We start from the raw sequence: 15,249 nt of genomic DNA on the forward strand, positions 1-15,249 counted from the left end.
ATTGGAGCACCCATGCCAGGCGTAACCCGACTATCGGTCCGCAATATCCGCAAGAGCTTCGGTACGCACGAGGTCTTGCGCGGCATTTCCCTCGATGCGGAAGACGGCGATGTGATCTCGCTGCTGGGGGCCTCCGGCTCCGGCAAGTCGACGTTTCTGCGCTGTATCAACATGCTCGAAACCGCCAGCGACGGCGAGATCTGGGTCGACGGCGAGGAGGTCCGCATGGTGCACAAGGGCGGGCGAAGCAAGCCGGCCAGCCAGAAGCAGGTGGACCATATCCGCTCCGAACTCGGCATGGTGTTCCAGTCCTTCAATCTCTGGTCCCACATGACGATCCTGCAGAACGTCATCGAAGGGCCGATCCATGTGCTGAAGCGCCCGCGCGCCGACTGCATCGCCGAGGCCGAAGCCCTGCTCGAAAAGGTCGGCATATCAGATAAGCGCCATGCCTATCCGGCCCATCTCTCCGGCGGCCAGCAGCAGCGTGCCGCAATCGCCCGTGCGCTGGCGATGAAGCCGAAGGTGATGCTCTTCGACGAACCGACCTCGGCGCTCGATCCGGAGCTTGTCGGCGAAGTGCTGCGCGTCATGCGTGCGCTGGCCGAGGAGGGGATGACCATGCTCGTCGTCACCCATGAGATGAGCTTTGCCCGCAACGTCTCGAACCGCGTCGTCTTCATGCGCGAAGGGCTGATCGAAAGCAGCGGCAAGCCCGACGAAATGTTCACCGGCGGCGCCACACCCGCCTTTCGCCAGTTCATCGGCCATTTCGGAAGCGGTCAATGACGATCACCATCGAGTCCGTGTTGACCTGGCGCGATGTCGCCCGCGTCGGGGCAGGGGAAGCGCTGGCGCTGTCGCCGGCCACCTCGGCCCGCGTCGAGCAGGCAAGCCGCATCGTTGCGCGCATCGTCGAGACAGGCGTGCGCGCCTACGGCGTCAATACCGGCGTGGGGGCACTGGCGGATACGGTGGTCGATCGTGCCTCGCAGAGCCTGTTGTCGCGCAGCATCGTGCTCAGCCATGCCTGCGGCGTCGGGCCATCGCTGGCCGCCCGCGAGGTGCGCGCCATCATCGCCGCACAGATTGCCAATTTCGCCCATGGTCATTCCGGCGTGCGGGGCGAGATCGTCCAGCATCTTGCGGCCATACTGGAACATGATTGCATTCCCGACGTGCCCTCCAAGGGCTCTGCCGGTTACCTCGTCCACAACGCCCATATCGCGCTTGTTTTGGTCGGCGAAGGCAGCGCTCACCTGGACGGCCGGCGTATGAGCGGTCGCGAGGCGCTTGCCGCGATCGGCCTCGAACCACTGGTGCTTGGCGCCAAGGAAGGCTTGAGCCTTGTCAACGGCACGGCCTGCGCCACTGGTCTGACCGCTGTGGCGCTTTCCCGCGCCGAGCGGCTGCTCGACTGGGCCGATGCGATCGCAGCACTGACGCTGGAAGCGGCAGGCTGCCAGATTGCCGCCTTCGACGCGGCGGTGCTGGCGCTGCGCCCATCGGCGGGAATAGAGAAAGTCGGAGCGAGCCTGCGCGCGCGGCTTCAAGGCAGCGGTCTTGTCGCCGCCGCCTTCGGCCGGCGCACGCAGGATGCGCTCAGCCTTCGTGCGGTGCCGCATGCGCATGGGGCCGCCCGCGACGTCTTCGACAATTCCGCCCGCGTCGTCAATCAGGAACTTGCTTCGGTGACGGACAATCCGGCGGTCTCAGGCACGCCGGAACATCCGATCGTCTCCTCCGAGGCCCATGCCGTTGCCCCGGCACTCGGGCAGGCGGCCGATAGCCTGGCGATTGCGCTGGCACAGATCGGCGCGATCAGCGAGCGGCGCATGGACCGGCTCGTCAATCCGCTGGTGAGCGGCCTGCCGCCATTTTTGGCGAGCGATGCCGGCAGCCATTCCGGCTTCATGATTGCTCAATATACCGCAGCCGCACTGAGCAACGAGAACCGCCGCCTTGCTTCACCCGCGGCCATGGACGGCGGGCTGACCTCCGGTCTGCAGGAGGATTTCCTCGCGCATCCGACGGCTGCCGCCGGCAAGCTGCTCGCGGTCATCGACAACGCCGAATATATATTGGCGATCGAGTTGATGGCTGCTGCCCAGGCGCATGATTTCCTGGCAGCGACGGCGCCGCGGGCGGTAGGCACGGACCTGGTCTATAAGGCAGTGCGGGAACAGGTTTCCCACTATGGCGACGAGCGTCCGCTCAACGGCGACATCGAAGCCGTGCGCAGCCTGATCCGTGATACCGCGCCGCCGCCGATTGGTTGAACCGAAGACCGCTGTCAGAACGGCTTGCTGGTTTCGGAATTCCGCTTGGGCCTTTCGCCGGCCTCGAGACGTTTGAGGCACTGGAGATAAGTCGGGTAGAGTTGATCGACCCGCGAGAGCGGAAGCGTCCAGTCGCCTTCGTCGCCGGCAAAGGTAAGCTGCACGTCAGGTGTTCCGGCAAAGGAATTCTTGATGATCTTCTTCAGTCCGCCGCTCCCCTTGCTGGCCGGACCCCAGAGGCGAAGCGTGTACTTGTCGAAGTATTCGGCGGCGACCACTTTCGTCACTGTCCGGTTGGTCAGCGTCACCTCGGTCTTGGTATTGGCCGGAATGTCCCACGTGTTCTTTGAAACCAGCCAGAACGTCTCGGTCGCGTTCTGGCGGAATTCCATGGTCTTGCCAATCTCGCTGTCCCACAGCAGACGGCAATAGGGATGTGGGCCCTCATTCGCAAAGCCGACCGACCATTGTCTCGCCCCGCCCATCCATTCGGTCTCGCCGAAGGCGCAGACCGGCTGCACGACGGCCGCCATCAAAACCATAGCCGCGAGAATTTTCATCGCCAACATCATCTCCAACGCAATCGGCTCTAGCGATAGCAAAAGAAGGTTGAGCTTTTGCTACTACAGCCGCCGCGCGCGTCGTCGACTGCGGATTCACTTCGGGAAGAGGAACGTGACCGCGACGCGAAAGCCCAGTCCTTCCGGCCCATTGTCTGGAGCCGCCGCCCAATATCGTATGCCCGCCGTCAGGCTGATTGGCTGCTTGTCGATGGTGATCAGCTTGGCGACGGCGAAGTTGATCGGCACCGACCAGTCGTTCGTTTCCCAGTTATAGGTGGATTCCGTATTCAGCGAGAACGTCCAGGCGTCCTTGGTCGTGTAGGAGAGGAACGGCTGGAGGAACGTCGAACTCACATCCTCCCGGTCGCTTTGACCAGCGAAGGACCAGATGTGGTTGCCGAGAAAGCCGTAAGTCCACGGGCCTTGTTGCTTGAGGACGACCGCTGTCGGACCCGCGCCCCACTTGCCGCTTCCGAGGAGCTCGTCCGTCGCCGTTGGCAGCAGGAACACCGGGCCGACGCCCCAGACGATACCGCTCTCGGTCGGCTTGGACGGCGAGAAGAAGAAGCTTTGCGTGGTGTCGCCCAGACCGAACTGCGTTCCCGACGGTCCGGCAATGTCGTTCTGCCATGTGACTGGCAGGATGGTGCGCGAGATGACGTTCCAGTCCTCGTTTATCTTGAAGGGAATGACCGGCTGAATGTTCAGCGTCGCCTTGTCGCCGTCGTCTGGACCATAGCCGTGATCGTAGTTGAACTGGAACGGCACGCTGATCAGCGAGGCGATCGGGTTCGACAGCTTCTTCGCCAGGTCTTCACTCGACTGGGCGGCTGCCGTCCCTGTCCAGACACCGAGCGGCGCGACAACCAGTACCACCCAAGAAGCGACTTTCTTCACCAATGCCTCCATGATCCGATTGAATCCAGCCCGCAAGGCAGGCTTCCTCCGAAACGAAACGATATCCCCCGGTCGATCCTGTTGGATACCGAACTGTGAGCCGCTGTCACGGCGGCTCTTTGCTTCCTGGGGAGGTCGTTTTCCGGCTCCTCGAGGACACCAGGTCTTCAAAAGGCGAGCATACTGGAAGGATAATCGCCAACAGTACGAAGTTCGCCAGTCCGCCCGTTAGAACCGGATGGCGACTCCGATAATCGGCCCCTGCTGGACGACGTCGAAGACGAACCCGTCATTATCGTAATTGACGCCGAGTGCACGATATCCGGCGACCGCTGAGATGGTGTCGTTGAACTTGTAGCCGAGGCCCAACGCCACATCCCAGTCGATATCGGCGCCGCCGGCGCCCAGCAGGCCCCACCCGGTGACATAGATTTCCGGCGTGAAGAAGTAGTTTCCTCGGACGCCAGCGACGGCATCGACCCACGTGGCGCTGTCTTCGACATCCACTCCGTCCAGAATGCCGCCATTGAAGGAGATCTCGGTCTTGGCCGACCAGACCCTCATGCCACCGACCACGTCGAGGTGGCCATTTTGATCTTCGAGCACGGCGTAACCGACGCCAAGTAATCCCGCGAAGGTCTTCGATGTCACATCGACGCTATCGGCAAGGATGCCGGCAGGTGTGTCGGCGTCGGCACCGAGCTTGGTGTAGATCACGTCACCAACGATGCTGAAACGGTCGTATCTTGCTTCACCTGCGGCCATGAAAGCGAAGTCGAGGTTATTGAGGATATCGCCGAAATCCGCGTCGACATGAACTTCCGGCAGCCCAAATTGCCCAATATCGCCGGATATGCCGGCAGCCCAGAAATAAGGCGCGAAGGTGAATTCCCAGCCGCTCTGGCTCTCGACTGTTTTTGCTTCCGGCGTGAGCGGCGTAATATCGGCGGCGTTGCCGGCCGACGCCGCGCAAATGCCCGTCACCAATAGAATGGCACGCAAGTATATGGCTTTCATGAGAATCCCCCCGATCTCGTTTCGCCTCGGCACTGCTGTCCCGAGTCGGCACTGTGCAGCGAGAAGTAGATTTCGACAAGCTAAAATACCTATTTTTCGTTGATCGCCTGCGTCAACTGCCCGATGAGGCCTGAAATCTGCTGGTCCTCAGGTCTCAGTCGCGCTAGGACCTCCGCGTGTTTCAGCGCCTCGGGCAAGCGTCGAAGCTTGAGACTGTATTGCAATGCCAGGCCTATGATGTCGGCGTCTTCACCTGCTGCCCATCCATCGAGCCTGTCCAATGCCTCCCCCGTCCGGCCAGCCGAATCGAGAGCGACGGCAAAGGTCGTTTTGTACTGGGAGTTCTGCGGATCGAGCCGCACGGCCTCTTCGAGTTCCGTAATAGCATCGGTCAATGCCTGTTTCCGCACCAGCGACAACGCATGGCCGTAGCGCAGCTCCGCGCGTTCGGGCGCCATGGCGATCGCTTCGGCATAGGTCTGCTCCGACCTATCCTTCTGGCCGGAAGCGCGGTAGAACTCGGCGAGATTGACGCGCATTCCCTCCAGTGTCGGGTCGAGCGAAATCGCCCGCCGGAACGCGGCTTCGGCCTCGGCCGTACGCTGCCGGGCGAACAGGAAGAAGCCGTAATTGCTTTGTGTTTCCGCGACGTCGGCGTTCGCCTCGACGTAGGCGCGCAGGTCCACGACAGCGGCTTCGAAATCGCCTTGCTGATCGCCGAAGAGGTGGGGAGGAGTGCCGGCGAGTGCGTTGGCGGCAGCAACGCGGACCGCACGCGTTTGATCGCCGAGCAGATTGCCGACCGCCTCCAGCCTGCGTTCAGGCGGTATGTTGCCTGCCGCTTCCGCAGCGCCGAGCCTGACGAGCGGATCTGCATCGACTGCGGCCGTGCGGATGTCGGTGGTGACATCCATGCCGTCGATGCCACTCATTGCGGCGATGGCGCTGCCCCTGACAATTCCCGCCTGGTCCTGATCGCTGACAAGCGTGCGCAAAGCCTCTATCGCGGCCTCATCGCCGTTGGCAGCTCCGGCGAAGGCATGGGCGATCGACGGGCGTTTGCGCCACTGCGTCCCGTACCATTTGTCCATTGTCTCGGCTGCCCAATCATTCGTTCTGCCGACATGGCAGGTCGTGCACGCATTCGGCGTTCCGAGGGTTGTCGACAGGTCCGGCCGGGGGATGACGAAGGAGTGGTCGCGGCGCGGGTCGACCTTCATGTAGGTGCGTTCCGGCATATGGCAGTTGGCGCATTGCGCTCCGGTCGAACCGGCCTGATGGCGGGTATGGGCGGGAGTGTCGAACAGCCCACTTGGATCCTGCCGGACGAAGCGCTCCGGCTTCGTTTCGGTGTGGCATTGCGTGCACAGCGCATTGCCCTCGGCCTTAAGCCCGGCCTCGTGCGGCCGATGACAGTCGAGACAGGTCACGCCCGCCCTTGCCATCTTGCTTTGCTGAAACGAGCCATACTCGAAGACCTCGTCAAGGATCTGCCCGTCGGGGAAATAGAGATCCTGCCGGAGCAGGGCAGGGGAGAAATAGTCGAGAAAGGGCTTTCCCGGCTGGTAGCCGTTCAGCAGCTTGGTGCGCCTGGCATGGCAGGCAAAGCAGATGCCCGCATCGACTTTCGGCAGACCGATAGATGAGAGATTGCCCGATTGCGCCGAAGCGACGTGCTTGGCTCCGGGGCCGTGACAGGACTGACAGCCGATGCTGGTGGCGACGTAGCTCGACTTGTATTCGTTCGTCTGCGGTTGAAACTTCGCCTGGGGATCGGTCGAATGACAATCGATGCAGGTGCGGTTCCAGCGATAGAAAGGACCTGTCCAATGATAGGTCGATCCGGGCTTGGTCGGGGTGCCGTCGCCGAGCCAGAACCACTGCCCTTTGGCCGTATCCCAGGCAATATCGAGCGCCTGCAGCCGTCCGCCTCCGATGTCGACGAGGTATTGCTGCAGGGGCTCGTAGGCAAAGGTATATTTGACTTCGAACTCGGCCTGGCCGCCGTCCGCTCCTTCGGTGTTGACGAAGAAGTGGCCATCGCGGCGGGTGAAGGTCGTGACGACGCCGTCATGATCGAACGTGGTATTGTCGAATTTGCCGCGCACCGTTTCGTCGTCGGCCAATGCCATGGCCTTTGCATGGTGGGACTTCGAAAAGGCCGCGGCCCGATCGGCGTGGCAGGATGTGCACGTCCTTTCATCCACGAAGCCCTCATGGATCGATATCTGCGGGTCGGCCCTGGATGTCGAGATGTCGTCAGTCGCAAGGCTGCGCCCGGCAGGCGCGAGCAACAGGAAAAGCAGGACAGCTATTCGTCCCACTGCTGCTGACCGAACAGATGCTGCCACTCAATCGCTCCCTGTTGACGTTTTAGAAGGTCGGGGTCGCCATTGTTCAAACTTCTGGCGTGAGGCGCATTCCTAATCCTTGAAAACTTGTTTCCAGTCAGCCTTCATATCGACGACGGTCCAGCCGGTGATTGCGGCCGCATCGAGCGCCTTGTCGAGGCGGCCGAATTCGGTATCGCGGTCGTAGGCATATTCACGCTCCGCATCGGTGTGATGGATCAGCACGCCGAGTCTGGCCGGTGCGCCTGCCATGGTCGTCCATTGCAGCATTTGGAGATCTCCGTCGGAATTGCCGAAGGCGGCAATCGGCCGCCGGCCGATCTGCTGGTTGATCCCGACGGGTTTGCCGGCCTTGTCGTCGATGAAGTTGACTTCGGGCAGGCGGTAGAGGGTTGGCGTGTCATCCTGCATCCTGAACTCGGTCTTGATCGACGAGCCGATTACCTGCTCGGGCGGGACGCCGTAGACTTTTTCCGCCCATGGCCGCATGAACTCTATGCCTCCGCCTGAAACGATGAAGGTCTTGAAACCGTTGGCGCGGAGATAGGCGAGAAGCTCGACCATCGGCTGATAGACGAGTTCTGTGTAGGGCCGCTTGAATTTTGGGTCACGGGCCGACGCCAGCCAATCGGTGACGATCTTCTGGAAATCGCTGCTGGTCATTCCGGCATGCGTGGTCATGATGAGCTCGACGAGGCCCTTTTCGCCCGACGCCGCAAGCGTCTTCATGTCGCCGTCAAGCACAGCCTTGAATGGCTGCGTCTCCTTCCATTCCGGATGCTGCGGAGCAAGCGTCTTCACGCGGTCCAAAGCGAAGGCCAATTGAACGTACATGGGATGCTCCACCCACAGGGTACCGTCATTGTCGAATACGGCAATCCGTTCGGTTTCCGGGACGAAGTCGGGCGATCCCTGGCCAGTGACCTTTTCGACGAAAGAGACGATGGCAACCTTCGAAGCTGTATCGTTCCAGGAGGGCAAAGGATCGCTTTGAGAGAATGCAGAAGTGGCATGAACCAGTGCGACACCGAGCGCAATGATCATCAGGCAGATCAATCGCGGCGCCGAGCGGACAAAAGACATCGGTCATCCTCCGGGGTTGGCAACAGGGAGAAACAGAAAACGGGCGGCGGCCCCTCGCAGAGCCGCGGCTCTTCGATCAGTTCCCGGTCGGGAGGGTGAGCGTCACACCTTCCTTGGCGAGCTGATCACGCACCCACTGAAAGCGCTCGTAGTTCGAGAGCGTGATCGGACCCGTGTAGCCGACGCTTTGCATCTTTCTCGGAGGATACTTGACGTAGGTCGCCATGATTTTCTGGAGTTCTTCGCCCATGACAACGCCCATCCATGTACGTTCGGTGAAGTTGTTCATGAAAATATCGTAGCGTTCCTGCGGATCCTGCCAGAGGTCGAACACCTGGGGAACCGTTGCCACGTATTTGTCCGGGCCTTTCCAGCCGAGGTTGGAATCGACTGCCAGTCCGCCGGTCTGCGCTCCGTCGTCGCCGCGAAGATTGAACGCAAACTTGTAGTTATTGACCCTGATGGCACCTGGCGACAGCTCATTTTCGGTGAAATAGAACCAGGATTTCCGTTCCGATTTCCCCGTGCCGAGGAGGATCGGCGACATGTCGTAACTGTCGAAAATGATCGGCTTGTTTTCGCGGTCCTCGGTCGGAAGGGGGACCGCGCCGACGGCAGCGAATGTTGCCATCAGATCGAGACCGCCGACAATGTCGTGGTTCTTGGTGCGGGGTTTGATCTTACCCGGCCAGACGGCGATCGCAGGGACGCGATTACCGCCCTCGCGCAACGTACCCTTCGTGCCACGAAACGGCGTGTACCCAGCGTCCGGATAGACGTCCTGCCAGGCGCCATTGTCCGTGGTGTAGAAGACCAGTGTGTTCCGGTCCATTCCGGTTTCCCGCAATTTGTCCATGATCCGCCCGATACGGGTGTCCAGTTCCACGATCGAGTCGGCATACTTGCTCTTCGACAGTGACTTGTGCTCGAATTCCGGCGCCGGCATATTTGGCTGGTGCACCTTCATGAAGTTCACGTTGATATAGAAGGGCTCATCCGGCTTCTTTGCGGCTTCGTCGAGAAATTCGACGGCTGCCTTTTCGACATAGCTGTCGAAGTAGGGGATGCCGACGACGCCTTCCTTGCCGTCGATAATCGGGGTGTCGACATATTGACCGTTGACCTTGAAATCTTCAGTGACAGGTCCCCCGGCCTTGCCGGAAAGCGCGCCCTTCGTCACCCTTTGGAACATCTCCCGCAGCTTCGGATCCATATCCGGAAACCAAGTCGGATCAGCGTAGGTGTAGGCGTTGAGATGGTAGAGACCGGCATATTTCATCTCGTCGTAGCCCTGTGCGGTCGGCAGCGCGTAGTCCGCCTCGCCAAGATGCCACTTGCCCGTGAAGTAGGTGTGATATCCGCCGCGCTTCAGCACTGATCCCAATGTCCATTCGGCCGCCGGAAGGCCGCCGCCCTGACCCTGAAACGCCACCGTGGTCATGCCGCTGCGGTTCGGAATGCGCCCGGTCTGCATGGCCGCACGCCCAGGTGTGCAGCTTGGCTGCGCGTAAAAGGAAAAGAAGGTCATGCCTTCGTCGGCGAGCTTGTCGATGTTTGGGGTCGGCATCCCGCGACCTTCACCGCCGCCATAGGGGCCGAGATCGCCGTAGCCGGTATCGTCCGACACGATGAAAAGGATGTTGGGCTTTCGTTGGGAGTCCTGCGCTTGCAGGGGCGAGGCCGCACACCAGAGAATGGTGGATGAAGCCAAGGCTCCGATGCAGCGGACAAGGATTCTGCCGTTCATGTCAAATCCCTCCATTGGAGTCCGGTTGATGACGGTGTCGCTCGCGGCAAAGGCCTGCGATCGCCTGCGTCAGCTCAAACGGGCTGCTTTGAAAATGACGATCCTGCCGGAGCTGCCTCCGGTGGGGTTTGCGAAGCCGACGGCATCTCTGCCCTGGCGTGCTGGACCTTAGCCAATACGGTCTTCGCCCGATATTGTACTTTGGGGAATCCTTCTCACAGTAAGCAATCGAAAGTAGTGATGCGCAGATGACGGCGCAGCGAGAAGCTGTTATTGTCGCACGGCTTTGGGGGGAAAGCGGATGGGCTTGGGCGAATGGTCAGGTCGATTGTGCTGCACTGCCTTTTTGTTGGCGGTGGTCGCCCTGAGTGTGCCCAGTCGCCATGTCGCAGCCTCCGACACCTCGATTGCCATCGTCGACCGGGTTCCCCGCGTGCTCGTCCTCTATCCCTATGATGAGAGGATCGCGGCGACGACCGCTGCCGGAGAGGCGCTGCGGAGCCGTTTGCTGGAGGCGACAAACGGCAAGATCGACCTGTTTTCAGAGTTCCTGGATCTTTCGCGGTTTCCGGAAGGCGACCATGTCGCCCGCATGGCACGGTATCTTGGCGAAAAATACGCGTCGCGCCGTCCGGACGTGGTTGTGGCCCTCGGCAAGGAATCGGCGAGCTTCGTAACCGCGAACCGCGGCACGATAGCGCCTGGCGCAAAGATCGTCGCTGCCGGTTTCGGCACAGCCACCGCCGAGAAGATCAGCTTGCCGGACGACGTGATCGGAGCCTTCACGACATTCGACATTCTGAAGACCGCCGAGATGGCCCGCAGCCTGCAGCCCAATGCGCGCCACCTCTACATTGTCGGCGGTTCGTCCGACTTCGACCGCGGCTGGCTGACGACGGCCCGCGCGGCTCTCGAGCAGTTCTCGAAATCCTACGAGACGACCTATCTGGAAGATTTGACGATCGACGAATTCGCCGAGCGGGCATCCCGAGTGCCGCCCGACAGCATCATCCTGGCATTGACGGTGTTTAAGGATCGGGCAGGGCGCAATTTCGTTCCGCGCGACGCGATCGGTCAGATCGCTGCGACGGCCAGCGCGCCTGTCTACGGCCCCTACGAGACTTACATCGATCATGGCGTCGTCGGGGGCAACACCGTCACATTCGAAGCGCTGGGCCGGACCGTCGGCGACCTCGTCATCGATGCGATTGCCGGCAAGCCGGTGTCGGATCTCGAAGCGCCGCAGACCTACATTGCCGATGCCCGGCAACTCCAGCGCTGGGGGCTTGCCGAAAAGGATCTGCCACCGGGCACGATCCAGAGGCACAAGGAGAGGAGCCTCTGGGCGGAACATTGGGTCGTGTTGGTAGCGGGGGGTGGCCTCGTGCTGGCGCAGGCCAGCATCATCTCGGTGCTTCTGCTCGAGCGGAGGCGCCGCCGCGACGCCGAGCGCAGCTCGCGTCTGCATTTACTCGAAGCCGTTCATCTCAACCAGTCCGCGACAGCCGGCGCATTGTCCTCGTCGATCGCTCACGAACTGAACCAGCCCCTCTCGGCCATTCGCAACAATGCCGAGGCAGCGTCGGTGCTGCTTCGAAGCGAGAACCCGGATCACGAACTGATCCAGCAGATTCTTCTCGACATCCAGGAGGACGATCAGCGCGCAGGCGATATTATCAGCCGGATGAGAGGATTGCTCAAGAAGAGAGACGAGATCGATTGGCAGGAGTTCGACCTGAACGATGTCACGTCGAGCGCGATCCACATCATTCATGGCGAGGCGGAACGACGCGGAATCAAGCTGACATCGAACCAGCTGCCCGGCGGGCTGCCGGTGCGTGCCGACAAAGTTCATGTGCAGCAGGTCATCCTCAACCTGGCGATCAACGCGATGGATTCCATGCTGGACGCCGTCCCGGCCGGGAGAACGCTCACCTTTGCAACGGAACTGGCGAACGAGAAGGCGGAACTGCGGGTCTCCGATACCGGCGACGGTATTCCCAGAGAGAGACTGAATAACATCTTCGAGCCATTCTACACCACCAAGAAAGCAGGCACGGGCCTCGGGCTCTCCATAGCCCGCGCCATTGTCGAGACCTATGGCGGCACCATCCGTGCCGACAACCGCCCGGAAGGCGGCGCGGTCTTTCGTGTGGCCCTGCCTCTTGCCCGCCGACAGGAGCGATCGAGATGAAACCGGTTATCCACATGGTCGATGACGACAAATCCTATCGGACGGCGACCGCAAGGCTGCTTTCCGCACATGGTCTGAGGGTCGAAGTCTATGAATCCGGAGACGAGTTTCTCGCCCGGCTTTCCGCTTGCGAGCCGGGTTGCGTTCTCCTCGACCTGCAAATGCCCGGCCAGTCCGGCCTGCAGATACAACGCCGCCTATGCAAGCTGGCACCGCAATTGCCGGTCGTGTTCCTCACAGGGGAAGGAGACATAAAGGCAAGCGTCGAGGCGATGAAGACGGGTGCCAAGGATTTTCTGGAGAAGGGATCGACCGCGGCGACATTGATGGAGGCGATCGATCGGGCGCTCATCCAATACGAAAGACAGCGGGCCGGACACGACCGTCTTCAAGCCCAGCGCGCCTTGGTGGCGGGCCTCAGTCCGCGTGAGGCCGAAGTGTTCCGGCTCCTCATTCGCGGCCGTCTCAACAAACAGATCGCTTATGCGCTCGGCATCTCGGAGCGGACGGTGAAGGTGCATCGCCATCAGGTCATGGAAAAGCTTGCCGTACGCTCGCTGGCCGAGGCGGTATCGATCGCCGCAAATATCGGTCTCATCGACCAGGATACGGCATCGCCGGTGGGGTGATCGGGCACCTTCCCCTTAGGACAATATCTATCGACTTCCAAGCGGCCTAATTTGACCGGCAACTGTTAGTCTCTCATATCTTCGAAAGAGGGGGCATGAGGTGGAGAACCTTCGCCGCACGGTCGCTGTCGTCGACGATGACGCAAGCCTGCGGCGCAGCCTGGGGCGGCTGCTCAACGCCTACGGTTTTCTGGCCATGGAGTTTGCCTCCGCCGAGGCCTTTCTCGCTCGCGATCCCAAAACCGCGATAGACTGCCTTGTCCTTGATATCGACCTCGGTGGCATGTCCGGCATCGATCTGCAACGCAGGCTGAAGGCCGAGGGGACAACCCTTCCGGTGATTTTCATTACGGCACTGGAAACCGCCTCCGTGAAGGCAGAGGCGGAAAAGGTGGGATGCGTTGCTTATCTGCAGAAGCAGTTTTCCGGAGCCGCGCTGATTGCGGCCATCAACAAGGCGTTGGGATTGTGACCTGATAGGGCCGAAGACCATGCGCGCTCGAAGAACGACGGTCGACGTTGCATCGGCAGCAGTCCTTTGCCGGACCGAGACCGATTCAGGGCGATCACCATCTCGCCAATGGCGTTGATGAAGCATAATCGCTGGCCTCGCCAACCGAAAAACTCCTCTCGGGAGCGCCTTGATGGCAGTAAGGCCTTGAATCCTCGTTCTGCATTGCCAATCTGGCGAGGACCGACATTATATAAGGGAGGTTCTACGGCAGGCATGAGTGAGGTTCAACGACGGGGATTCTTGGCGAGGCTCAATGCATATGAGCCGCTGACACTGATCATGGTGGCATCGATCGCCGGTGGACTGTTCGTGCTCCAGCGGCTGACGAGCGAAGTCCTGGAGGGCGAGACATTCCGCTTCGACGAGGCGATCCTGTTGGCTTTGCGACGGCCGGGCGAACTTGCCGTGCCGATTGGTCCTGGCTGGCTGACGCATGCCGTCGACGATATCACCAGCCTCGGCGGCATCACCGTTCTCTCGCTAATGACCGTTCTCGTTACCGTCTATCTTCTGCTCGACCGGCGCTGGCCGATCGCGATCTTTGTCTTTTCCTCGGTGCTGACCGGCTGGCTCGCGAGCACGCTCCTGAAGATCCTCGTCGCTCGGCCGCGCCCCGATATCGTGCCGCACCTGGTCGAGGTGAGCGATCTCAGTTTTCCCTCCGGACATGCGATGGTCTCGGCAGTGACCTATCTGACGCTGGGCGCGCTGCTGGCGCGAACGCAGCGTTACCAGTCGACACGAATTTTTGTTATGGGCACCGGCGTCTTTCTCGCCGTCATCATCGGTTTGAGTCGGATCTATCTCGGTGTCCATTACCCCACTGACGTCTTGGCAGGATGGTGCGCCGGCGCGCTCTGGGCGCTCGGCTGCTGGCTGATTTCGAAGCGGTTCGTTCCGAGCCGCGTGCCAGATGATGTTGCGGAAGCGGGAAAACAGTAAGAAAAGTAAGGCCGATACGTGATTCCCCGGCAGAGCGGACAAGCACCATGACGACTTTGACAACGATCACCTCGACGGTCACGGCCGCGTTTCTCGGCTCCTTCGTCGAGGTCGTTGAAGCCTTCACCATCATCCTCGCCGTCGGCGTCACGCAGAGCTGGCGTCCGGCCTTCATCGGCACCGGTCTTGCGCTTGCCCTTCTCGCCCTTCTCGTGCTGGCGCTCGGTCCGCTGCTCGGCCTTATTCCGATCGAACTGATGCAGTTCGTGATCGGGACGCTGCTCGTTCTTTTCGGCCTGCGCTGGTTGCGCAAGGCGATCCTGCGGGCTTCAGGCTTCATCGCGCTGCACGACGAGGAGAAGGCCTTCGCGGCCGAGACCGATAGCCTGCGGCGCCAATCCGCCGAGCGCCGTGCCAATTTCCTGGCGGGGACCGCGGCTTTCAAGGCCGTGCTGCTGGAGGGGATCGAAGTGGTGTTCATCGTCATCGCCACCGGCGCCGGGCACGGCATGATCGGCTATGCCAGCCTCGGTGCGGCCGCAGCCTGCCTGCTGGTACTCGTCATCGGCATCTTCGTGCACAAACCGCTCTCTGCGGTTCCGGAAAACAGCCTGAAATTCGTCGTCGGCCTGCTGCTCAGCGCCTTCGGCATATTCTGGGTTGGCGAGGGGTTGGGCGCCGACTGGCCGGGCGCCGACCTTTCGCTCCTGGCGATTCTTGCCGTCCTCGCCGTCTTTTCCTTCGCTGCAGTCCGGATGCTGCGCCAGTATTTCAATACCCGCGCCGAGGTCACCGCGTGATGAATATTCTTACCATCGCGCTCAAGGAACTCTTCGGCATGTTCATCGACGACGGCGCCCTGGCGCTGTTGGCGCTGCTGTTAATCGCCGCCGTCGCCGTTCTGGTGAAATTCGTCCACGTCGATGCGCTGCTTGTTGCCGTTCTTTTTCTGCTCGCCTGCCTGCTGATCCTTGCCGAGAGCCTGGCGCGCGCGGCACGGAAGAAGTTTCAGCGGAAATAGTCTACAGCGCCG

Annotated in this window: 14 protein-coding genes; 8 read left to right on the forward strand and 6 right to left on the reverse strand. The window is 61.2% G+C overall.

The genetic code is table 11. From position 1 onward, the window contains the following. The first annotated feature begins 12 nt into the window (after nucleotides 1-12). A complete protein-coding gene (locus N1937_RS30045; RefSeq protein WP_017968271.1) occupies nucleotides 13-789 on the forward strand; it encodes an ABC transporter ATP-binding protein in 777 nt (258 codons plus the stop codon). Then, nucleotides 786-2,279, forward strand: coding sequence for an HAL/PAL/TAL family ammonia-lyase (locus N1937_RS30050; protein WP_260060387.1), 1,494 nt, complete (start codon nucleotides 786-788; stop codon nucleotides 2,277-2,279). Before N1937_RS30045 ends, N1937_RS30050 begins: the two co-directional genes overlap by 4 nt. 14 nt (nucleotides 2,280-2,293) lie before the next feature. Here the strand turns inward: N1937_RS30050 and N1937_RS30055 are convergent, their stop codons facing one another. The 6 genes from N1937_RS30055 to N1937_RS30080 form a co-directional block, all read right to left on the reverse strand. After that, a complete protein-coding gene (locus tag N1937_RS30055; RefSeq protein WP_026154581.1) occupies nucleotides 2,294-2,839 on the reverse strand; it encodes a hypothetical protein in 546 nt (181 codons plus the stop codon). Between the two features lie 96 nt (nucleotides 2,840-2,935). Further along, entirely contained in the window at nucleotides 2,936-3,751 is an 816-nt protein-coding gene (locus tag N1937_RS30060; RefSeq protein ID WP_017968274.1) for a hypothetical protein, read from the reverse strand. Nucleotides 3,752-3,967: 216 nt separating this feature from the next. Next, nucleotides 3,968-4,756 (reverse strand): hypothetical protein, encoded by a 789-nt coding sequence (locus tag N1937_RS30065; RefSeq protein WP_017968275.1) that lies wholly within the window; start codon nucleotides 4,754-4,756, stop codon nucleotides 3,968-3,970. A gap of 89 nt (nucleotides 4,757-4,845) precedes the next feature. After that, on the reverse strand, nucleotides 4,846-7,107 hold the full coding sequence (locus N1937_RS30070; protein ID WP_170256503.1) for a cytochrome c3 family protein: 2,262 nt from the start codon (nucleotides 7,105-7,107) through the stop codon (nucleotides 4,846-4,848). A gap of 72 nt (nucleotides 7,108-7,179) precedes the next feature. Next, the gene (locus N1937_RS30075; protein WP_246732738.1) at nucleotides 7,180-8,151 is read right to left on the reverse strand and encodes an HAD family hydrolase; all 972 of its coding nucleotides are present in this window, start codon (nucleotides 8,149-8,151) and stop codon (nucleotides 7,180-7,182) included. Nucleotides 8,152-8,266: 115 nt separating this feature from the next. Beyond that, on the reverse strand, nucleotides 8,267-9,937 hold the full coding sequence (locus N1937_RS30080) for an arylsulfatase (RefSeq protein ID WP_170260532.1): 1,671 nt from the start codon (nucleotides 9,935-9,937) through the stop codon (nucleotides 8,267-8,269). A 301-nt stretch (nucleotides 9,938-10,238) separates the two neighbouring features. On the opposite strand from N1937_RS30080, the gene N1937_RS30085 reads away from it, so the two are divergent. The 6 genes from N1937_RS30085 (at nucleotide 10,239) to N1937_RS30110 (ending at nucleotide 15,237) form a co-directional block, all read left to right on the forward strand. Next, entirely contained in the window at nucleotides 10,239-12,131 is a 1,893-nt protein-coding gene (locus N1937_RS30085; RefSeq protein ID WP_260060388.1) for a sensor histidine kinase, read from the forward strand. Next, nucleotides 12,128-12,760: a response regulator transcription factor gene (locus N1937_RS30090; protein ID WP_260060389.1), complete on the forward strand. Its 633-nt coding sequence runs from the start codon at nucleotides 12,128-12,130 to the stop codon at nucleotides 12,758-12,760. Before N1937_RS30085 ends, N1937_RS30090 begins: the two co-directional genes overlap by 4 nt. Nucleotides 12,761-12,860: 100 nt before the next feature. Beyond that, nucleotides 12,861-13,232, forward strand: a complete 372-nt coding sequence (locus N1937_RS30095; protein WP_017968280.1) for a response regulator transcription factor — start codon at nucleotides 12,861-12,863, stop codon at nucleotides 13,230-13,232. Between the two features lie 255 nt (nucleotides 13,233-13,487). Next, complete coding sequence (locus N1937_RS30100) at nucleotides 13,488-14,216, forward strand: phosphatase PAP2 family protein (RefSeq protein ID WP_162115240.1); 729 nt, start codon at nucleotides 13,488-13,490, stop codon at nucleotides 14,214-14,216. A 47-nt stretch (nucleotides 14,217-14,263) separates the two neighbouring features. After that, entirely contained in the window at nucleotides 14,264-15,016 is a 753-nt protein-coding gene (locus N1937_RS30105) for a COG4280 domain-containing protein (protein ID WP_017968282.1), read from the forward strand. Continuing rightward, nucleotides 15,013-15,237, forward strand: a complete 225-nt coding sequence (locus N1937_RS30110) for a hypothetical protein (RefSeq protein WP_017968283.1) — start codon at nucleotides 15,013-15,015, stop codon at nucleotides 15,235-15,237. Before N1937_RS30105 ends, N1937_RS30110 begins: the two co-directional genes overlap by 4 nt. Nucleotides 15,238-15,249: the final 12 nt, after the last annotated feature.

It is taken from the genome of Rhizobium sp. WSM4643, assembly GCF_025152745.1.
In the GTDB taxonomy this organism is placed as follows: Bacteria; Pseudomonadota; Alphaproteobacteria; order Rhizobiales; family Rhizobiaceae; genus Rhizobium; species Rhizobium leguminosarum_I.